The sequence below is a fragment of the Rhodococcus sp. 3258 genome (assembly GCF_031456475.1).
Classification (GTDB): domain Bacteria; phylum Actinomycetota; class Actinomycetes; order Mycobacteriales; family Mycobacteriaceae; genus Rhodococcoides; species Rhodococcoides fascians.
Genome location: NZ_JAVDUT010000009.1, coordinates 75338 through 96684, shown reverse-complemented (window position 1 = coordinate 96684; position 21347 = coordinate 75338). Strand labels below are relative to the sequence as shown.

Sequence of the window (21347 nt, the reverse complement as noted above, 5' to 3'; positions counted from 1 at the left end):
ATTCGAAGGCGGCGAACGCAGTTATGTGGTCGCCCCGTCGAGTCGAGGAGAGTCGCTGAGCGTGGTCCACCTACCGCCACTGGTCGAAGCCACCGGTGAACTGACCTCCGAGGAGGTTGCCAGGTACAGCCGTCACCTGATCATTCCGGACGTCGGAACGGACGGCCAGAAGCGGTTGCGGAACGCCCGCGTGCTCGTGGTCGGAGCCGGCGGACTGGGTTCGCCTGCGCTGCTGTACCTCGCGGCCGCCGGCATCGGAACTCTGGGCATCGTGGAATTCGACGACGTCGAGCTGTCCAACCTCCAGCGACAAGTCATCCATGGGCGGTCCGACGTCGGACGACCGAAGGCCGACAGCGCACGGGACTCGATCCTCGAACTCAACGACGGCGTCTCGGTGGTGCTGCACAGGGTCCGCCTCGACTCGTCCAACGCGATCGACCTCTTCGGCAATTACGATCTCGTTCTCGACGGCACCGACAACTTCGCCACCCGCTACCTCGTCAACGACGCGGCCGCACTGGTCGGTATCCCGTACGTGTGGGGTTCGATCTACCGGTTCGAGGGGCAGGTCTCGGTGTTCTGGGATGCAGCTCCGGGCGGCGTCGGGATCAACTATCGAGATCTGTACCCCGAGGCTCCGCCGCCGGGAATGGTGCCCTCCTGCGCCGAGGGCGGCGTCCTGGGCGTGCTCTGCGCCTCGATCGGGTCGGTGATGGTGACCGAAGCCATCAAGTTGATCACCGGAATCGGCGAGACGCTGCTGGGACGGCTGATGATCTACGACGCGTTGGCCATGAGCTACCGAACCGTCGGACTGGCCCGTGATCCGCACCGAACCCCGATCACGGAACTGATCGACTACGACGCCTTCTGCGGGGTGGTGCCGGCCGTCGAATCCGACGACGCCTCGATCAGCCCCGAGCAGCTACGGGCGATGTTGGATTCCGGACGCGAGGTCGCCTTGATCGACGTGCGTGAGCCGGTGGAGTGGGACATCGTCCGCATCGAGGGCGCTCGGCTGATACCACGCGGGCGAATTCTGTCCGGTGCGGCGTTGGCCGAACTGCCACAGCAGGTACCGATCGTTCTGTACTGCAAAACCGGCATCAGGTCCGCGGAGGTTCTCGACGCTCTCGTCGGTGCCGGTTTCACCGACGCAACCCATCTCGACGGCGGAATCGTGGAGTGGGCCAAGCAGATCGAGCCCGGCCTGCCCATCTACTGACGTGGCGGCTGGGCCGCATGCGCGCGTCGTCCGCAGAGCTCTGCCCGATCGACGGTACCGTGGCGTTCGTGAGCTCTGTCGAACCTCCTCAGCACGTGATCTCTACGTTCGGGCTGCGCGATGTCGAGCCTGCGCCACTGGGTGCGGACTGGGACGGAGGGTGGCGTCTGGGTGACGTCGTGCTCTCGCCCGTCGCCGATCATGCTCGCGCAGCCTGGTCTGCGAAGGTGCGAGAAACACTGACTGTGGACGGTGTTCGCCTCGCTCGACCGGTGCGCTCGACCGATGGTCGATACGTCGTGTCCGGTTGGCGTGCAGATACGTTCGTCGCGGGCGAACCCGAGCCTCGCCACGACGAAGTGGTCTCGTTGTCCATGCGGTTGCACGCAGCGACCGCGCAGTTGGAACGTCCCCGCTTCTTGGTGCAGCCACCCGTCGCCCCGTGGGCCGACGTCGACGTGTTCGTCGCGGCCGACCGGGCTGCCTGGGAGGCCGTTCCGCTACGGACCGCTCGCGGTGCGGGTGCGCCCGAGCCGTCGTCGAGTGACGGCAAGAGCAGCCTCGAGTTGGTCAAACAGCTTGCGACACTGCGCAAGCCCGTCGAATCGCCGGATCAATTGGTACACGGCGACCTGTTCGGGACGGTGTTGTTCTCCGGCAGCGATGCACCGGGGATCAGCGACATCACCCCGTACTGGCGTCCGGCGTCGTGGGCTGCGGGCGTCGCTGTGGTGGACGCGCTCTCGTGGGGAGACGCCGACGACGGTCTGGTGGGCCGGTGGGACGATCTACCGGAATGGCCGCAGATGCTGTTGCGCGCGTTGATGTTTCGTCTGGCTGTGCACGCACTTCATCCGCGGTCGACGTCGGAGGCATTTCCCGGCCTCGCGCGCACGGCAGATCTGGTGCGTCTCATTCTGTAGGTTCGGGCGCGTGGCCCGGAGGGGCGGAGAGTTCGCGGAACAGCGACCGGGCGGAGGCGATTGCCCGGGCCGAATCACCGTCCACGATCGCGTCGACGAGGGCTGTGTGCTCGGCGACGTAGTCGTCGTCGTGAGCGGTGGCGTGTTCTCTGATCGTCTCGTGTATCACCGGTAGCAAGGAGTCGTAGAACTCCAGATAGATCGCGTTGTGGCTGGCGGCGACGATGCTGCGATGCAGGCGCGCGTCGATTCGCACGGCGTCGGCCAACGGCACGTCGCCGCTCGACCAGGCGACATTGCGGTTCTCGAGGGCGTCGTTCATCTCTCGGATGTCGTGCTCGTCGCGTCGATCCGCAGCCAATGCTGCTGCGGTCACCTCGAGAGTTTCCCGTAGCTCGGTGACGTCGCGATAACGGGCGTCCGAGAAGTACTTGCCCAGGGTGCCGCCGAGGTCCGAGCAGGTCATGACGAACGTTCCCGACCCCTGCCGTCGCTCGACCATGCCGGCGTGGACGAGTGCCTGAACGGCCTCACGAACCGTGTTTCGCCCGGTGCCGGTCATCTCGCACAGCTCCGGTTCGGTGGGAATTCTGCTGCCGACCGGCCATCGTTTCGACGTGATCTCGTCGCGCAGGGCTGCAGTGACCTGGGTGATCAGGCTCGATCGGTGGACCTGGCGCACGGAGGCTCCTCGTTCTGGGGGCGGTGCAGTGCTCGTGGTGCTGCGCCGACGATGATACTGCGTTGCACCCGATGATCCGGTCATCCTATGATTACGCGGTGAGTGCGCCTACCGTTTCCGAGACCACCCAGACCGGTACATCACTCGTTCGCGGCCGCCTACTGGTGTTCGCCGCCATCGTTCTCTCTGCGCTGACGCTGCGCGCCGCCGTGACGTCCATCAGCCCTCTGTTCGGCAGGATCGCAACGGATCTGCAGTTCGGGGACGCCGTGATCGGCGTCGTCGGGATGCTGCCGCCGGCGATGTTCGCCGTGTTCGGGTTGGCGACACCGTTTCTCGCCAAGCGCACCGGTCTCGAGCGCGCCGCCCTGCTCGCCATGGCGTTGACCACGATAGGGATGGCCACCCGGGCATTTGCGCCGAACACGGCGTCGTTGCTGGCGCTGTCCGCGATCGCCCTCGCCGGCATGGGTATCGGAAACGTCGTCATCCCACCTCTGGTCAAGCGGTACTTCTCGGATCGACTCGCAGTGGTCAGCACCATCTACATCTGTGCACTCCAGATCAGCACCATGATTCCGCCGCTGCTCGCGGTTCCGGTCGCCGATGCCCACGGGTGGCGGCTCTCCATCGGGGTCTGGGCGATCGTCGGTGTTGCCGCAGCATTGCCGTGGCTCGGTGTCGTGATCGCCCGACGTGGTCGCGACGAGAAGGACGTCTCTGCCGAGGCCGGTTCGGCGGCCGTGCACACCCGATCCGGCGGCCGCATCCATCGATCCTCGCTCGCGTGGGGAATGGTGATGATGTTCGCGATGACGTCGCTGATCACGTATTCGATGTTGACGTGGCTGCCGACGCTGTTGATCGACTCGGGTATCGGCGAGGGGTTGGCCGGAGCCTCGGTCGCCGCGTTCGGAGCGATGGGCCTGGTCACGTCGCTGGCCACGCCGACCCTCTGCGCAAAACTGCGAAATCCGTTCGGCCTCGTCCTGGTCGCCGCGGTGTGCTACCTCTGTGGGTTCTCCGGCTTGCACTTCTCGCCTGCCGCCGGAACGGTGATCTGGGTGTGCCTGATCGGCCTCGGCACGATGACCTTTCCGATGTCGCTGACGCTGATCAATCTAAGGACCCGCACCGCGGTGGGCTCATCCTCGCTCTCGGGCTTCACCCAGGGGCTGGGCTACGTGGTGTCGGCCACCGGACCGATACTGTTCGGCTTCCTGCACACCGTGTCCGGCGGTTGGGGATTGCCGCTGACGCTGCTCACCGGATGCGTTGTGATTCTGCTGGTCGGCGGCTATCTGTGCTGTCGACCTCGGATGCTCGAAGACTCCTGGTGACCCGGCTCGTCGACGCGTTCGATCTCACGTACGCGCCGACGAGCGGGTGAGAACGAGTTAATCAGCGGGTCACCGCACGCAGCGCCGCTGCAACATGGCTTTCCTATCTTGGTGTCACTCACCGAACCAGGAGGCCATACGTGACCAGCCTTTCTCGCAGCGCTTCAGCCGAAACCGGCTCTGCTGCCACCGCACCCGTTCCGCCCGGAACCGTTCCCGTCTCGGTGAATCACCGGATCGCGCATTGGAATTCCGAGGACGTGCAGGCGTGGGAAGGCGGCGGTAAGCAGATCGCCAAACGAAACCTGATCTGGTCGGTCGTCGCCGAACACGTCGGCTTCTCGATCTGGTCGATCTGGTCGGTGATGGTGCTGTTCATGCCGTTGTCGGTTTACGGCATCGATGCCGCGGGCAAATTCTTCCTGGTGGCGGTCCCCACTCTCGTCGGTGCTGTCCTGCGTATTCCGTACACGTTCGCCACGGCGAAATTCGGCGGGCGCAACTGGACCATCTTCAGCGCTCTGGTGTTGTTGATTCCCACGCTGTTGACGATGTACTTCATGTTGAACCCGGCCTCGTACACCACGTACATCATCGTGGCGGCGTTCGCCGGAGTCGGCGGCGGTAACTTCGCCTCGTCGATGACGAACATCAACGCCTTCTATCCGCAGCGCGAAAAGGGTTGGGCCCTCGGACTCAACGCCGGCGGAGGCAACATCGGCGTACCGGTCATCCAGCTCATCGGTCTGCTGGTCATCGCTACCATCGGCAACACCGCGCCCGAGATCGTCTGCGCCGTGTACCTGGTGTTCATCGCGATCGCCGCCGTCGGTGCCGCGCTGTACATGGACAACCTCGACAACCAGAAGACCAACGGCCGCTCCATGATCGACGTGTTGAAGTTCTCCGACGCATGGTGGATCGCCTTCCTCTACATCGGCACGTTCGGATCGTTCATCGGCTTCAGCTTCGCATTCGGGCAGGTACTCCAGATCAACTTCCTGGCCGGATTGACCGACGGGGCGCCCGCCACGGCGGCTCAGCAGGCCCAGGCCTCGCTGCACGCTGCGCAGATCGCGTTCCTCGGACCTCTGCTGGGATCGCTGTCGCGGCCGTTCGGTGGCAAGCTCGCCGACAAGATCGGCGGCGGAAAAATCACCCTGTACACGTTCGTGGCCATGACCTTCTCCACCGGAATTCTGGTAGCGGCCAGCACCTGGGACGACTCGACGCCAGGGGCGGCCAGCGGCACTGTGATGGTCCTCTTCGTCATCGGATTCATCGCACTCTTCTTGCTCTCGGGCCTCGGCAACGGGTCGGTGTACAAGATGATTCCCGCGATCTTCGCTGCGAAATCTGTTGCACTGCAGGGCATGACGGTCGAGGAACAGCAGCACTGGTCCCGCAAGATGTCCGGCGCACTGATCGGGATCGCCGGTGCCATCGGCGCACTCGGCGGTGTCGCCATCAACCTGGTGCTGCGGGCGTCGTACTCCGGTAGTGCGAAGTCGGCCACCACAGCGTTCTGGGTGTTCCTCGGCTTCTACGTGGTCTGCGCGATCGTCACGTGGGCGATCTACCTGCGCAGGACCGACTCCGCCGACGCCGACGCACCGGTAGCCGTCTGACGCTCGGTGCAGGCGCACTCGAAACACTCTGCACGGCAACGAAATCGGAAGGACCCGCAATGAAGAACGCGGTAGTGGTAGGGCACGGAATGGTAGGGCACAGGTTCGTCGAGGCGCTGCGGGCGCGCGACGAGGGTGCCGAGTGGAAGATCACGATCCTGTGCGAGGAAGCTCTGCCGGCGTACGACCGGGTGGGTCTGTCGTCCTACGTCGGTGCCTGGGACCACAAGGAACTTGCGTTGGCGGGCAACGACTATCCGGGCGACTCCCTCGTCGAGATGCGTACCGGGGTGCGGGCCGAACGCGTCGACCGTGACCACCGAACCGTCGTCACCTCGGCCGGCGACACCGTGGACTACGACGCGCTGGTCCTCGCCACCGGCTCCTACCCGTTCGTTCCGCCGATCGCCGGACACGACCTGCCCGCGTGCTTCGTCTACCGCACTCTCGACGACCTGGACAGGATTCGCGCGCGTGCCGACGAGGCCGGGCCGGGAGCCGTGGGCGTGGTCGTCGGTGGCGGCCTGCTCGGCCTCGAAGCGGCGAACGCGTTGAAGAAGATGGGCATGACGCCGCACGTCATCGAGTTCGCGCCGCGATTGATGCCGCTTCAGGTGGACGAAGGCGGCGGTGCGCTACTGGCCCGCCTCGTCACCGATCTCGGATTGAACGTGCATGTGGGAGTGGGCACGTCGTCGATCACCGAGAACGACAGCGCCGGATTGACGGTCGAGCTGAGCAACGGCGATACGATCGACGCGGCGCTGCTGGTGTTCTCCGCGGGGGTACGACCGCAGGACCGGCTGGCTCGCGAGAGCGGCCTCGACGTCGGCGAGCGCGGCGGTATTCTGGTCGACATCGGCTGCACCACCTCCGATCCCGACGTCTACGCCATCGGCGAATGTGCTGCGGTCGAAGGCCGATGCTACGGACTCGTCGCGCCCGGATATTCGACGGCCGAGGTGGTGGCCGACCGATTGCTCGGCGGCGCAGCGGAGTTTCCCGGAGCGGACATGTCGACCAAGCTCAAGCTCATGGGCGTCGATGTGGCGAGCTTCGGTGACGCGATGGCCGCAACTCCGGGTGCGCTCGAGGTGGTCTTCAGTGACGCACCCAAGGGCACCTACGCCAAGCTCGTCGTCACCGACGACGCCAAGACGTTGCTCGGCGGCATCCTCGTCGGCGACGCATCGGCGTACTCGTTGCTCCGGCCGCTCGTCGGACGCGAATTGCCGGGCGATCCGGGTTCGCTGATCTCTCCGGCGGCCGAGCAGGTCGGCATCGGAGCGCTTCCCGACGACGCCGAGATCTGCTCGTGCAACGGTGTGACGAAGGGTGCGATCTGCTCGGCCATCTCCGACGGTGCGTGCGATCTGGCCGCGGTGAAGAGCTGCACCACGGCAGGCACCACCTGTGGAGGATGCTTGCCGTCGATCAAATCGCTGCTGGCGGCATCGGGAGTGGTGCTGTCGAAGTCGTTGTGCGAGCACTTCTCTCAGTCGAGGGCCGAGTTGTTCGAGATCGTGCGGGCGACGAACACCCGAACTTTCTCGTCGTTGATCGCCAAGTACGGATCGGGTGCCGGCTGCGACATCTGCAAGCCCGTGGTGGCCTCGATTCTCGCGTCCACCTCGTCGGATCACATTCTCGACGGTGAACTGGCGTCGTTGCAGGACACCAACGACCACTTCCTGGCCAACATCCAGAAGAACGGCACCTATTCGGTGGTGCCTCGGATGCCGGGAGGGGAGTGCACGCCCGAGCAGTTGATCGTCATCGGTGAGGTCGCCCGCGACTTCGGGCTGTACACCAAGGTGACCGGCGGGCAACGCATCGACATGTTCGGTGCCCGCGTCGAACAGCTTCCCGAAATCTGGAAGCGGCTCGTCGACGCAGGCATGGAATCGGGTCAGGCGTACGGAAAGTCGCTGCGTACGGTCAAGAGCTGCGTCGGGTCCAGCTGGTGCCGCTACGGTGTTCAGGACTCGGTGGGAATGGCCGTCGACCTCGAGAACCGGTACCGCGGACTGCGCTCGCCGCACAAGATCAAGTTCGGAGTGTCGGGCTGCGCACGTGAGTGCGCCGAAGCCCGCGGCAAGGACGTCGGCATCATTGCCACCGAAGGTGGCTGGAATCTCTACGTGGGCGGCAACGGTGGCCAGTCGCCCAAGCACGCCCAGTTGCTCGCGTCCAACCTCGACGACGCCACACTCGTCAGCTACATCGACCGCTATCTGATGTTCTACGTCCGCACCGCGGACCGCCTGCAACGCACCGCACCGTGGCTGGAATCGCTCGATGGGGGATTGGACCATCTCAAAGCCGTCGTCTGCGAGGACAGCCTGGGCATCGGCGCAGAACTCGAGGCCGACATGGCACGCCACGTCGCCGGCTACAAGGACGAATGGGCAGGGGTGCTCGAGGACGAGGAGAAGCTCGGCCGGTTCGTGTCCTTCGTCAACGCTCCGGCCGAGGCCGATCCGACCATCGCGTTCGACGAGTCCGGCGCACGCAAGGTGCCCGTGCTGATGGGGATGCCGCGCATCGGAGCGTGACGTGCTCGAGTGACGGGTTCCTGACAACCGACAGGTCACGAACCTGAGCGCATGTGCACAGGTGGGTAATCGCCGCTTAACGGCCAAGAAACACGGGCAGCGTCAAATAGCTGACCAGGAGGTACGCCATGACTGTCATCGATTCACATACTTCGGTACCGAACGATCTTTCGCGAGACTGGACCCCGGCCTGCACCCTCGACGCTCTCATCCCGGGTCGCGGGGTGGCGGTGTTGCTGCGCGGCGGCACCCAGGCGGCACTGTTCCTGCTCGACGACGGACGACTGTTCGCCGTGGGCAACATAGATCCCTACGGCCGGGCCGCAGTGATGTCGCGTGGTCTGGTCGGCGACCGCGGCGGCGAGCCCACGGTCGCGTCTCCGCTGCTCAAGCAGGTCTTCTCTCTCGTCGACGGACGGTGCCTCGACGATGCGGAGGTCTCGCTCGGCTCGTTCGAGGTCGCCACGGTCGAGGGTGTCGTGCTCGTCCGCGGCGGATCTACGTGACCGAAAATGCCGGGGCGGACATGCCTCTGGCCGGGTTCACCGTCGGGGTGACGGCGTCGCGTCGCGCCGAGGAGTTCGCGACTTTGCTCGAGCGGCGTGGGGCCAGTGTGATGCACGCGCCTGCGATCAGGATCATCCCGCTCGCCGACGACGCAGAGTTGGAACGCGTCACCGCGGCGATCATCGCTGCACCACCAGAGATCACCGTCGCCACCACGGGAATCGGTTTTCGTGGCTGGATCGAGGCCGCCGACGGTTGGGGGCGAGCCGAAGAACTCGGTCGTGCTCTGGGTGCGTCGCGACTGTTGGCGCGCGGTCCGAAGGCCACCGGTGCCATTCGCGCGGCGGATCTGCGCGAGGAATGGTCGCCTGCCTCCGAGTCGTCCGCCGAGGTGCTCGAACATCTGCTCGCCGAGGGCGTCGAGGGCAAACGCATAGCGGTACAACTGCACGGCGCGACCACCGAGTGGGAGCCGGTTCCGGATTTTTGCGAGGTACTGCGTTGCGCCGGAGCCGAAGTGGTGCCGGTGCCCGTCTACCGTTGGACGGCGCCCGACGATCAGAGTCCGATGGATCGCATGATCGAATCGGTCGTCGTCGGTGATCTCGACGCCATCAGCTTCACCTCGGCACCGGCGGTCGCGTCGATGCTGATGCGTGCCGACGAGAACGGCGTACTCGAGCCTCTGCTGCAGTCGATGCGTACGCGGGTGCTTCCGGTGTGCGTGGGGCCGGTCACCGCAGCCCCGCTCGAACAGCTGTCGGTTGCCACCACTGCGCCTGCGCGTGCGCGCCTCGGCGCGCTCGCCCGTCACATCGCCGAGGAGCTGCCCAGGAGAACCGGTCGCCTGCACGCAGGCGGGCATGTGGTCAGTGTTCGGGGACGGTGTGTGGTGGTCGACGGGGAGGTGCGGCCCGTGTCCCCGGCCGGGATGGCGCTGATGAAGACGTTGAGTCGTAATCCGGGGCGCGTGGTCTCCCGTGAAGACCTGTTGGCCTCGTTGCCCGGAGGGGGTGGCGATACCCACGCGGTGGAGACCGCCATGACCCGACTCCGTTCCTCACTGGGGGCACCCAAGGCGATCCAGACCGTGGTCAAACGCGGCTACCGTATCGCGTTGGACTATATCGAGACCGAATCCGACTGCGATGCACACGAACCCGCGGGGGCTGTTGCCGTGAGCGAGGGGAGTAAGTACTGATGGAACCCACCTTGGTGTTGGTCGCACACGGCACTCGAAACCCGCGCGGTGTGGAGATGGTCGCCGCGCTCGCCGACGCCGTCTCGAAGCAGATCGGTACCACGCGTGTCGCCTTCGTCGACGTGCTGGGACCGTCCCCGTCCGAGGTGCTGCGCGATACTCCGGAATCCGCGGTCGTCGTTCCGGCATTTCTGGCATCGGGTTATCACGTCCACACCGACGTGCCGCGCGAGATCACGGACAGTGCGCACTCGTCGGTCGCCGTCACCCGTGCCCTCGGGCCGGACCCGGTGCTCGCACGAGTGATGGTCGATCGGCTCCGGGACGCCGGCTGGCGAGCCGGCCAGAGCATCGTGCTCGCGGCCGCAGGATCATCCGATCCTCGTGCGTTGCAGGAACATCGGATCGCGGCAGCGATGCTCGCGGACGCCGCTCGGACACCGGTGAAGATCGGATACGTGGCCACCAGTACGCCGACCGTCGCGCAGGCGGTGTCCGGACTGCGGGAAGCCGGGCACGATCGAGTGTTCGTGGCGAGCTATCTGCTGGCTCGTGGGCTCTTCCACAACCGGTTGGCCGACGTGGGAGCCGACGGCGTCGGTGCGCCGCTCGGGGTGCATCCGGCCATCGTCGATCTCGTCGTCGAGCGGTACCACGAGGGTGTTCGGCTGCTGGCCGGTTCGGAATTCAGTACGGCAACGGAAGAATTGTCACCGGCTCGTCGTCGCTGACATCGGCGGGTATCACGGCGAGCGCATCACGGCCGACGAGGTGCGCCAGATGAGCTGTCCTGACCTTGATGTCGGCTCGCCAGCGGGTACCGTCGGCCACCACGGGAACGATTCGAGGGATCGGGGCTCGAACCTCGGATGCGTTGGACAACAACCCCGTTCGCGGTGAACGCGGACCGCGAGCGGTGAGCGCGTCGACGATCGCCGGTGCCGTCAGCAGCGCCGTGCTCACTGCCGCGAGCGGATTGCCGGGGAGACCGAGGACAACCGTACCGTCGGGCAGGGTCGCGGTGATCTGGGATCCGCCGGGTCGCACGCGCACTCGCCCGACGACGGTTTCGGCACCGAGGGCGGCGAGCGTGGAGCGTAGCTGATCGGCGGCGCCTCCTCCGGTGGCTCCGACCACGACCACGAGGTCGATGTTCTCGGTACTTCCCAAAAGGTCGGCGAACGCGGTCGCCGTGTCGTCGAGCAGCAGTGCGTCCACGACAGCGATTCCACAGTGCGCCAGATACTCCGGCAGCGCCGATCCGAGTACATCCCTGGTCTCCCCGGGTGCCAGCGGACCCGATACCCGAATCTCGTTTCCGCTGATGACAATTCGTGCGCGAACCGGCCCCCGCACATCGAGTTCGGTCACCTCCGCGCTCGCGGCGAGTGACCGAACAGCAGTGTCGATCGCGGTACCCGAGGCAACCAACTCCGTTCCGGGAAGCCAGTCCTCGCCGCGGCGACGCGTGTCGTCGGTCGACGTCGCCGTCGGTGCGCGTTCCACGACGCCGGCCGGTGTCGTGACCGCGTGTTCGTCGCGAACGACCGCAGTGGCACCGGGAGGAAGCGCTGCGCCGGTCGCGATGCGTACTGCGCTCCCGTCGGCGAGTCGGGCGATGCCGGACGTTCCGGCGTAGGCGATATCGGGTCTCAGCGTCCACGGAGGGGGTCCGCTCACGGCAAATCCGTCCATCGCGGAGATGTCGACCGCAGGCAGTGCCGTTGCTGCCACCAACGGTTGCGCGAGCACGGTCCCAGCCGTGTCCTGCAACGGAATTCGATGAACCGGGAGGGCGGCTACTCGCTGTCGAATTCGTTCGTGCGCGGCGTCGATGTCGAGTACGTCCTCCGATCTCGACGCGGCTGCGGCGCGCGCGGCGACCAGATCGGCAGGGGTATCGCAGTCCTCGATATCGGCAACCGCAACGACGCGGTGCTCGTTCGGGACGAGTGCGCGCATCGGGGCACCCTCGACGGTATCGAGCGCCGCCACCGCCGAGCGCAGCGCGCTGTAGCGCCAGACTCCGAGCAGGAACTGGGTGCGGCCGGTGGCGTCGGCCGCGAACACTGCGTCGGTCTCGACTCGGTCGAAGTGATCGATCAGAGACTGCACCGCAGAAGCATTCAGCAGCGGTATGTCCGACGCTACGACTGCCACCAGATCGGCTGTCCCGTCGAGTGATTCGAGTCCGGCGGCCAGAGCTGCCACCGGGCCGCCGCCGGCGGGGGACTCTCGGGTCTGCACAACCGAACCCGGTACTGCGTCGCGTGTGGGGCCCACCAGTACCGTTCGGCGACAGTCCGAGACGGCCGCCACTGCAATGTCGACCATTCGTCGTCCGCCGACGGTGAGCGCGGGCTTGTCGACTTCTGCCGATGCCGTGCCGGCAATGCCTGCCATTCGCGAGCCGCGACCACCCGCGAGCACGATGGCGTCGCAGATCGGCTCGGTCGACGAGCCGCTCACCGGTGCGATCCCATCACGTCGGCAGCGGCACGTTCTGCAGTCGAACCTGGCCGCGCGCGATGGTCTTACCGCTGTCGGTCGCGGTGATCGTGACCAGCCAGAGTTGCTGAACGCGGCCCTGCTGCAACGGTTCCGCGAGAACATCCACCCGTCCGCCTTTGCTGGCGCGCAGGAAATCGGTTCCGTTGTGCACTCCGACCGCGAACTCACCGCGATCCTTGACCGCCTCACTCGCACCGATGCTCGCGGCGCTTTCCACAGCGCTGGTATAGACCCCACCGTGTACGACGCCCCAGGGCGTGAAATGTTCCTCGGTCAACTCGATGTGCCCCGCTACCCGCGTGCCCGAGACCTCGTCGATCACCAGGCCGGCCGCGGCGACGAAAGTGCTCGCCTTGGACAGGGCGAACTTCGCCGTAGGGCGTGGATCGAACTGCCCGAGCCGATCTCCGATGTTCATCCTTCGAGATTAGTGGTCGACGTCGGAGGCTGGGGGAGCGCCCCGAAGTCGAAGCGAACGGACTTCAGCGACACTCGCCCGTCGCGGATCTCGACACCTTCACCGCGCAGCGTCTCGAGTTGTCTCGTCGCCAGATGCGCCGCAGGCTTTCCGCTTGCACCCAGGACACGGTGCCACGGCAGATCGGCGGAGTCGGTCCGCATGATCCACCCGACGATGCGGGGGCTGGACAGGTCGGCCGCCGCCGCGATGTCCCCGTAGGTGGCAACGGAACCGACGGGAATCGACGCGACCAACGCGCGTACCCGCTCCACCTGCGCCTCGGTGATCGGAGCCATCTACAGCAGGGATCGCACCAGCTCGGCCACGTCGGCCGGCTTGGCCTGGCCGACCATGTGATCGCAGTCGAGTTCGACGGTGCGCAGGTTCTCGCCGAGCTTGTCTCGGAGCGCGGACACGAATTCTTCGGTCACATAAGGAGGTTCGACGCGCATGGCCCGCACCACGATGGTCGGGACGCTCTCGGCGGGCACCACGATCGGACGAGCGAGCTCGCCCCACGTCGCAACGATGGCCGGAATCGACATTCGCCACGCGACCTTCCCGCCGCCGGCAGGGACCAGGTGATCGGCGACCTCGCGGTCGAGCAACTCGGTGGGCACGTCCGCCCAAGCCCCGTGGATCTTCTCCGAACGCGCCTCGTCGGCGTCGGTGTAATCGGGGGACTTCGCAGTGGCCTCGGCGACCTCGAGCAGCTCCTCCGGCGGCAAGGCAATCGCAGGATCGAGCAGCACCAGCGCGCGCACCACCTCCGGGAACCGCTGTGCGAGATGCACGGCCAACGCGCCGCCGTACGAATGTCCGAGCACCACGACCGGACCGCGCGCATGGGCGTCGAGCACGGCCTTCAGTGCGGTGACCTGAGCGTCGATGTCCCACGGTGGAACGGACGGAGAACGGCCGTGGCCGATCAGATCGGGAGCCAGAATGCGGGCCTCGGGCAGGTGATTCTCGGCGAGGTCCCACCAACGGGCACCGTGGCCGGTCACACCGTGAACGGCGAGGATTTCGGGACCGTCTGCGGGTCCGAACGTATGCAGATTCAACTCGGGCACGTGAACCACTATGCCGCATCGAAGGCCCCGGTTTCGAAAGGGACGGGTCGGCTGCCGCCCCCGGGCCGCCGGATCGGGGCACGGCCGTTCGTGTCGGTGGGTCGTGATTGCATGTCCCGCATGAGCACGGACGGCAGACACGGCGCGACGGTCACCCTCGTCCGTGCACCCAGGGTGGCGCAGCCGCCCCGCCGGTGGACCGATTCCGCTGCCCGGTTGCTGGCGTGGACTCCCGATTCGGCGGCGGAGGCGGCTCAGGGCGCTCCTCGATGGAACCCCTGGCAGGTGCTCGGCGGGCCCGGCTCGGGAAAGACAGCGCTCGTGGCGGACTACGCAGTCTCCCGAATCGTGTCCGGCGATCCGGAATCGGTCCTGGTGCTCACTCAGTCGAAGCGCGCGTCCATCACGCTCCGCGAGCAGATCACCGCCGGTCTGTTCAGCGGCGATCACGCGCTGCGCGCCACGCGCGAACCGCTGGTACGCACGGTGCACTCGTATGCGTTCGCGGTACTGAGGTTGCAGGCCTCCCTCTACGGCAATCCGCCTCCTCGACTGCTGACCGGTGCCGAGCAGGACGCGGTGGTCCGCGAGATGCTGCGGGGCGACATCGAGGACGGAGCGACCGACTGGCCGGATCGATTGCGCCCGGCTCTCGGTACTGCAGGATTTGTCACCGCGGTGCGAGACATTATGCTCCGATCAGCAGAACGCGGAATCGGACCCGAGGATCTGGTCAAGCTCGGCCGCACGCACGGCAGACCCGAATGGATCGCCGTCGGCAAGTTCGCGGCTCGATACGAACAAGCCATGTTGCTGCGCGGCGCAGTCGGCGTCGAAGCCGCAGGGGCCACGGCACCGGGCCTCGACGCGGCCGAGCTCATCGGCAGCGCACTGATGGCGTTCGCCACCGATCCGGACCTGCTGCGCAGTGAGCGCGCCCGCATCCGGCACCTCGTCGTCGACGATGCACAGCACCTCGATCCGCAAGCTGCGCAGCTGATTCGGCTGATCGGCACCGATACCGAATCGACCGTGATCGCCGGGGACCCCGATCAATCCGTCTTCACGTTCCGTGGAGCGGATCCCACGTTCGTGGCCGATCTGCTCGATGCGGACTCGCCTCGACGGGTGGTTCTGACGCGGAACTTTCGATCGGTGCCTGCAGTGGCGGAACTGACCGACATCGTGGCGGGGCGACTGCCCGGGCTCGGTCGGCACCGCAGTCCCGAGCCGGTGGCCACGGCTCGGTTCGGCGAGCCGGAGGCCCGGGTACACGTCGTGTCGTCGCCTGCCAAGGAAGCCGCGATCATCTCCGACGCCATGCGACGCGCGCACCTGATCGACGGAATGCCCTGGTCCGAGATGGCGATCGTCGTGCGGTCGGTCCCGCGTACCGTCGCGCCGCTGCGTCGCGCTCTGCACGCGGCCGGTGTCCCCATGATCACCCCGGCTTCGGAGTTGCCGTTGCATCGCCAGCATGGAGCGGTGGGCTTGCTGCTGGTGCTGCGGGCGCTCTCCGACCCGTCGTTCGACGGAGAAGATGCGCTGGCGCTGCTGTCCGGCCCGATCGGGGGTGCCGATCCGGTAGGTCTGCGGCGGCTGCGCCGAGGTGTCCGCAGACTCGAACTGGCCTCGGGCGGCGAGCGCGATTCGGCCGAACTGCTCAGAGTCGTTCTCACCGGCGAGACGCGAGAGAAGTTCGGGTGGATCACTGGCCTGTCGGACGTGGAAGCGGCACCGCTGCGACGAGCCCTGAGCGTCGTTCGTAAGGCGCGAGCGGTGGCTCGGGAAGGCCGCGGAGTCGAGGACGTGCTGTGGGCTGCGTGGCAGGCGTCCGGACTCGAGCGGCGTTGGGCCGCCGCGTCCGCGTGGGGTGGGTCCGCAGGTGCTCAAGCCGATCGAGACCTCGACGCGGTGGTCGCACTCTTCGACGCCGCGGCGGCCTACGTCGACAGGCTGCCGCGCGCGCAGCTGGGCGGATTTCTCGATTACATTGCGCAGCAACAGATTCCTACCTCGAGCTCGAACCGTTCGACCGCGCCGGCCGATGCGGTGACGCTGCTCAGCGCGCACTCGGCAGCCGGTCGCGAATGGGAACTGGTGGCGGTCGCCGGGGTTCAGGAGGGGCTGTGGCCGGGTCTGCGAGCGCGCGGCAGCCTCCTCGGAACCGACACGCTCGTCGATCTGGTGTCCGGCAAGGTCGACGCGGCTGCGGCCCTCGACGGACGACTGTCGAAAGCTGCACCGCTACTCGCCGAGGAACGCAAGCTCTTCCTCGTGGCGTGCAGTCGCGCGCGCTCCACTCTGCTCGTCACCGCCGTGGACTCGAGCACGGGCGATACCGATCTGGTTCGCTCCCGATTCGTCGACGAACTCCGAGGAGTCGACGGCGACGCAGATCCCGTCCCGCTGCCCGAAGTTTCCGAGCCGCCGACCCCGCACCGGGTGTTGGCATTACCGATGTTGGTCGCCGAGCTTCGCGGGGTCGTCTGCGATCCCGTTGTTGCCGAACATGATCCGGACAAGCGAGCACGCGCCGCGCGGCACCTGGCCACACTCGCCGAGGCCGGCGTCCGAGGCGCACATCCCGACGAGTGGTTCGGGATTGCGGGGCTCAGCACCAGCGAGCCCCTGTGGCACCTCGGCGACGGGCCGGTCCCGCTCTCGCCATCGACGGTGGAACAGCTCACCACGTGCCCGCTGCGCTGGATGCTCGAACGTCACGGAGGAAACGACGGCACCAACACTCACGCCGTCACCGGAACCCTCGTGCACACTCTGGTGCAGGCAGTGGCAGGCAGGATTCCACCGGACCAGCTCAGGCGGGCACTCGAGACGGCCTGGGATGCAGTCGATCTCGGATCACAGTGGTTCTCGCGTCACGAGCTCGATCGAACCGGGGCGATGCTCGACACGTTCGAGAATTGGCTGCAGGGCACCCGAGGCGAGCTCACCGAGGCGGGCGTCGAGGTACAGGTCGACGGCATTCTGGCCGCCCGATCCGAGGACGAGCCTGCGGTCGCCCTGCGCGGCCGGATCGATCGGCTCGAACACGATCCGGACGGCCGCCCGGTCGTCATCGACGTCAAGACGGCCAAAACGGTGATGTCCAAGGAAGACGCGCGCAACCACCATCAATTGGCCACGTATCAGGTCGCCGCTGCCGCGGGTGCGATCGAAGGTGAGCCCGCGGGCGAACCCGGGGGTGCTCGGTTGGTGTTCGTGGCCAAACCGCACAACAAGGACGGCGCAACGCAGCGGATCCAGGAGGTGCCGACACCGGAGAAACTCGAGGAATGGCGAGACACCGTCCACCGGGCGGCCTCGGCGACGCAGGGTCCCGTCTTCGAAGCCAGAGTCAACGACGGGTGCAGACATTGCCCCGTCAAATCCAGTTGCCCGGCCCACGAGACAGGACGGCAGGTGACCGAGCAGTGACCGCCTCGGCGACGCGCAGCGCAACCGTGCGGGTCTCACCCGTCGAACTGTCCCGCGCCCTCGGGCAGAAGCACTCACCCACCGACGAGCAGGCGGCGGTGATCGCCGCCCCACCCGGTCCGACGCTCGTCGTGGCAGGCGCAGGGGCTGGGAAGACCGAGACGATGGCCGCGCGAGTGGTGTGGATGGTGGCCAACGGGTTCGTCGATCCGGATCAGGTACTCGGACTGACGTTCACCCGAAAGGCCGCGCAGCAACTGACGTCCCGAATCCGCGCTCGGCTGGCGCGGCTCGCCGGGTCGGATCTGGTGCGCGCGCTGGATCCGAGTCTGGCACTGCGCGAACGTATTCTCGCCGCCGAGCCGGAGGTGAGCACCTATCACTCGTATGCCGGGCGACTGCTCACCGAGCACGGCCTGTTGCTGCCCATCGAGCCCTCCGCGACGCTGCTGTCGGAGACCGAACTGTGGCAGCTCGCGCATCGTGTGGTCAGCACGTGGGACGGCGATCTCGACACCGACCGAAATCCCACGTCGGTGACCGAGGCGGTACTCGCCCTCTCCGGTCAGCTGGCCGAGCATCTGGTGGACCCCGACCAGCTGCGCGAGGCGCACGTGGAACTCGAGAAATTGGTGCACACACTCGGCCCCGGTCCGCGTCAACGTGGTGGGCCGACCAAGGAGCTGCTCAACATCCTCGATGCCCAACATCAACGAATCACGTTGCTGCCGTTGGTGGAACGACTTGCGCAGACGCTTCGGCACGAAGGGGCACTGGATTTCGGTTCGCAGATGTCGATGGCGGCGCGGGTCGCGGCCGAACATCGCGAAGTGGGAATCGCAGAGCGGCAACGCTTTCGGCTCGTTCTGCTCGACGAATACCAGGACACCGGTCATGCCCAGCGGGTGCTGCTGTCCTCACTGTTCGGATCCGGTAGCGATGCCACCCTGGCGCTGACAGCCGTGGGCGATCCGATGCAGTCGATCTACGGGTGGCGAGGGGCGTCAGCGGCGAACCTGCCGCGGTTCGCCACCGATTTCCCGCAGGCGGACGGCAGTCCCGCACCGCGGCTCGAACTCCTCACCAGCTGGCGCAACCCGCCCGAGGCACTCGCTCTCGCCAATCTGATCACCGACCCCCTGCGCCGCGTCGGTGTACCGGTGCCGACCCTGCGGGCCCGGCCGGGCGCGGTGCCCGGCGATGTACGGCTGGCCGTCACCGACACCGTCCTCGACGAACGGGAATGGATCGCCGACCGAATCGCCGAGCACTACCGCGACGCCCTCGAACTGGACCGGCCTCCGCCCAGTGCCGCGGTACTCGTGCGGCGCAACGCCGATGCCGAGCCGATTGCCGAGGTGCTGCGTAGCCGTGGCCTACCCGTCGAGGTGGTCGGGCTCGGCGGATTGCTGCATGTGCCGGAGGTCGCCGACATCATCGCGATGCTGCGTCTGGTGGCCGATCCGACTGCGGGCAGCTCGGCCATGCGCATCCTCACGGGCTCCCGATGGCAGATCGGGGCCGCCGATCTGCGGGCGCTCGCTCAGCGCGCCAAGGAGCTCGAGATTCGGGGCGGCTACGGCACCGCGGGCCGTGTCGACGACCCACAGGCGCTCGACGCCGCGCTCGGAAGTGCCCTGCCGGGGGAACAGTCGGAGCAGGCCGGTCTGGCCGACGCCATCGCCGATCCAGGTTCGGCCGAACGATATTCGGAGGCCGGGCACCGACGCATCACTGCGCTCGCCGGAGAACTACATCTGTTGCGCGACCGTATCGGGCAGCCGCTGACGGAACTGGTCGCCGACATCGAACGCATCATGGGCATCGGCGTCGAAGCGCAGGCGCGGACACCGTTCGGTGTGGATGGGGCAGTCGGGCGCGAGCATCTCGACGAATTCGCCCATGTGGTGGCCGATTACGCCGACAATCCAACGGCCACGGTCACCGGATTCCTGTCGTTCCTCGCGGCGGCCGAGACTGTCGAGGACGGGTTGGCTCCGGGGGAGGTCGATGTCGCCCCGCATCGAGTACAGGTGCTGACGGTGCATTCGGCGAAGGGCCTCGAATGGGAGGTCGTGGCCGTACCGCACGTGGCGACCGGAGTGTTCCCGTCCTCGAACGCCTCGTCGACCTGGCTCGGGGCGATGGCCGAACTGCCGCCTTCCCTGCGCGGCGACCGCGCTCTCGACGGTGAAGGTTCCGAGGGGGTACCGGTACTCGAGCTCGAGGACCTCTACAACCGAAAGGACCTCGAGGACGCCGTCAAGCGGCACAAGGATGCGCTCGCTCGGCGTCGGCTCGCCGAGGATCGTCGACTGTTCTACGTTGCACTCACCAGAACCGAACGGGTGCTGCTGGTCTCGGCGCATCAGTGGGACGAGACGTCCACGAAGCCTCGTGGCCCGTCCGAGTTTCTCGACGAGCTCCACCGGTACACCTCGACGGCAGAGGACGCCGTCGCGGTGGTCGAGCAGTGGGCACCGGCCCCCGAAGCCGGAGCCGTCAACCCGTTGGGGGCCGAGCCGCATACGGCATCCTGGCCGCGAGATCCGCTCGGGCCGCGGCGAGGCGCGATCGAGAGTGGTGCGGCCGAGGTTCTGCGGGCCCTGGCCGACAGGGCCGGCTCCCACCATGATTCGGACGAAGACGAGGACGAGGACGACCCGGAGAAGTGGGGCTTCGACGTCCGGACCTTGCTGGCCGAGCGCTCGGCGCGGGCCGTTGCCGGGGTCGATGTCGCACTACCCGAAAACCTGTCGGTGACTCAGCTGGTCGACTTGGCGGCAGATCCGGATGCGCTCGCCTCGCGACTGCGCCGGCCACTTCCGTTTCCCCCGAATCCGTTGGCGCGCCGGGGAACAGCGTTTCACGCGTGGATCGAGCGCCGGTTCGGCGCGACCCGACTGCTCGATCTCGACGAACTGCCGGGCTCCGCCGATACCGGTGCTTCTGCCGATGTGGACCTGGACACTCTTCAGCGGGCGTTCGAGGCCTCCGATTGGGCACTGCGCAGTCCGGTGGAGGTAGAGGTGCCGTTCGAGACGTCGGTGGCTGGAACAGTGCTGCGCGGTCGGATCGACGCGGTGTTCGCCGACCCGGACGGCGGCTGGACCGTCGTCGACTGGAAAACCGGTGCCGAACCGTCGGCGTCCGAGCAGCAGGCGGTGGCGATGCAGCTGGCGGCGTACCGGCTGGCGTGGGCGGAGTTGATGTCCGTCGGTCGTGCCGAGCCGGTACCGCTCGATCGCGTCCGTGCGGCGTTCCACTACGTCCGAAGCGGTCGTACCATCTCGCCCGAAAAGCTGCCTGACGCAACAGCTTTGGCGGCGCTGCTCGAAGGTCGATCCGTCGTGGACGACGTCGACACTACCGTGCCAGTCGACGAGCTTTCAGAGCCTCGGTGACCAGTGGGATCTGCAGGGGGAGACGAGCGATCATGGCGGCCTTCAAGGCCGGTGACGTCTTGGAGCTGCGTACGTACTTCCATGCGAGGTTGATGTTGGCGGGGAAGACCGCGACGAACAGGCCCGCTGCCAACGCACCGCCCACTCGACGGGTGCGGGGTGCGGCCAACGTGGCAGCCACAGCGAGCTCGGCTACTCCCGATACCTGGGTGTACGTCCGCGCCGAACCTGGCAGGGCGGTCGGTACCTGCGCATCGAAGAATTGGGGAGTGACGAAATGGAGTACTCCGGCGCCGGCGAGCAATGCCGCGAGACGCAGCGCTGCGGCCTGACTCGGTCTCTGTGTCATGCACACACCGTGCCACACGGTGCTGCATCCGCCCATCCGGTCCGCTCG

Annotated in this window: 16 protein-coding genes; 10 read left to right on the top strand and 6 right to left on the bottom strand. The window is 66.8% G+C overall.

What is annotated here, in order from left to right:
* Positions 1–61: 61 nt before the first annotated feature.
* On the top strand, positions 62–1228 hold the full coding sequence (gene moeZ, locus J2X62_RS22275; RefSeq protein ID WP_027496536.1) for an adenylyltransferase/sulfurtransferase MoeZ: 1167 nt from the start codon (positions 62–64) through the stop codon (positions 1226–1228).
* A 68-nt stretch (positions 1229–1296) separates the two neighbouring features.
* Positions 1297–2151 (top strand): TIGR02569 family protein, encoded by an 855-nt coding sequence (locus J2X62_RS22270; protein WP_027496537.1) that lies wholly within the window; start codon positions 1297–1299, stop codon positions 2149–2151.
* On the opposite strand, the gene J2X62_RS22265 is transcribed toward J2X62_RS22270, so the two are convergent.
* Positions 2141–2833 (bottom strand): FadR/GntR family transcriptional regulator, encoded by a 693-nt coding sequence (locus J2X62_RS22265; protein WP_027496538.1) that lies wholly within the window; start codon positions 2831–2833, stop codon positions 2141–2143. The genes J2X62_RS22270 and J2X62_RS22265 overlap by 11 nt on opposite strands.
* A gap of 98 nt (positions 2834–2931) precedes the next feature.
* Between J2X62_RS22265 and J2X62_RS22260 the strand changes: the two genes are divergently transcribed.
* The 6 genes from J2X62_RS22260 to J2X62_RS22235 all read left to right on the top strand — a co-directional run bounded on the left by J2X62_RS22260 (position 2932) and on the right by J2X62_RS22235 (position 10795).
* Entirely contained in the window at positions 2932–4173 is a 1242-nt protein-coding gene (locus J2X62_RS22260; RefSeq protein ID WP_230074289.1) for an MFS transporter, read from the top strand.
* A gap of 224 nt (positions 4174–4397) precedes the next feature.
* Positions 4398–5801 carry a NarK/NasA family nitrate transporter gene (locus tag J2X62_RS22255; RefSeq protein ID WP_027496540.1) on the top strand — a complete coding sequence of 468 codons (1404 nt, stop codon included), beginning with the start codon at positions 4398–4400 and terminating at the stop codon, positions 5799–5801.
* Positions 5802–5860: 59 nt separating this feature from the next.
* On the top strand, positions 5861–8356 hold the full coding sequence (gene nirB, locus J2X62_RS22250; protein WP_048320220.1) for a nitrite reductase large subunit NirB: 2496 nt from the start codon (positions 5861–5863) through the stop codon (positions 8354–8356).
* A gap of 128 nt (positions 8357–8484) precedes the next feature.
* A complete protein-coding gene (gene nirD, locus J2X62_RS22245; RefSeq protein ID WP_027496542.1) occupies positions 8485–8862 on the top strand; it encodes a nitrite reductase small subunit NirD in 378 nt (125 codons plus the stop codon).
* A 20-nt stretch (positions 8863–8882) separates the two neighbouring features.
* Positions 8883–10064 carry a uroporphyrinogen-III synthase gene (locus tag J2X62_RS22240; RefSeq protein ID WP_045841967.1) on the top strand — a complete coding sequence of 394 codons (1182 nt, stop codon included), beginning with the start codon at positions 8883–8885 and terminating at the stop codon, positions 10062–10064.
* Complete coding sequence (locus J2X62_RS22235; RefSeq protein WP_080729270.1) at positions 10061–10795, top strand: sirohydrochlorin chelatase; 735 nt, start codon at positions 10061–10063, stop codon at positions 10793–10795. The genes J2X62_RS22240 and J2X62_RS22235 overlap by 4 nt, the downstream gene beginning before the upstream one ends.
* Here J2X62_RS22235 and J2X62_RS22230 read toward each other — a convergent pair.
* The 4 genes from J2X62_RS22230 to J2X62_RS22215 are packed head-to-tail and all read right to left on the bottom strand — an operon-like array spanning position 10752 to position 14108.
* Positions 10752–12533 carry an NTP transferase domain-containing protein gene (locus tag J2X62_RS22230; RefSeq protein WP_310183413.1) on the bottom strand — a complete coding sequence of 594 codons (1782 nt, stop codon included), beginning with the start codon at positions 12531–12533 and terminating at the stop codon, positions 10752–10754. The two genes, J2X62_RS22235 and J2X62_RS22230, sit on opposite strands and share 44 nt — an antisense overlap.
* Positions 12534–12546: 13 nt before the next feature.
* Complete coding sequence (locus J2X62_RS22225; RefSeq protein WP_228139195.1) at positions 12547–12993, bottom strand: PaaI family thioesterase; 447 nt, start codon at positions 12991–12993, stop codon at positions 12547–12549.
* Positions 12990–13331, bottom strand: a complete 342-nt coding sequence (locus J2X62_RS22220; protein ID WP_027496546.1) for an MGMT family protein — start codon at positions 13329–13331, stop codon at positions 12990–12992. Before J2X62_RS22220 ends, J2X62_RS22225 begins: the two co-directional genes overlap by 4 nt.
* Entirely contained in the window at positions 13332–14108 is a 777-nt protein-coding gene (locus tag J2X62_RS22215; RefSeq protein WP_310183410.1) for an alpha/beta hydrolase, read from the bottom strand.
* Between the two features lie 111 nt (positions 14109–14219).
* Here J2X62_RS22215 and J2X62_RS22210 point away from each other — a divergent pair, with 111 nt between their 5' ends.
* Both J2X62_RS22210 and J2X62_RS22205 read left to right on the top strand, forming a co-directional pair.
* Positions 14220–17546 carry an ATP-dependent helicase gene (locus J2X62_RS22210; RefSeq protein ID WP_371832749.1) on the top strand — a complete coding sequence of 1109 codons (3327 nt, stop codon included), beginning with the start codon at positions 14220–14222 and terminating at the stop codon, positions 17544–17546.
* Positions 17543–20950: an ATP-dependent DNA helicase gene (locus J2X62_RS22205; RefSeq protein ID WP_310183405.1), complete on the top strand. Its 3408-nt coding sequence runs from the start codon at positions 17543–17545 to the stop codon at positions 20948–20950. The genes J2X62_RS22210 and J2X62_RS22205 overlap by 4 nt, the downstream gene beginning before the upstream one ends.
* Here J2X62_RS22205 and J2X62_RS22200 read toward each other — a convergent pair.
* Complete coding sequence (locus J2X62_RS22200) at positions 20913–21299, bottom strand: hypothetical protein (RefSeq protein WP_310183402.1); 387 nt, start codon at positions 21297–21299, stop codon at positions 20913–20915. The two genes, J2X62_RS22205 and J2X62_RS22200, sit on opposite strands and share 38 nt — an antisense overlap.
* Positions 21300–21347 lie beyond the last annotated feature (48 nt).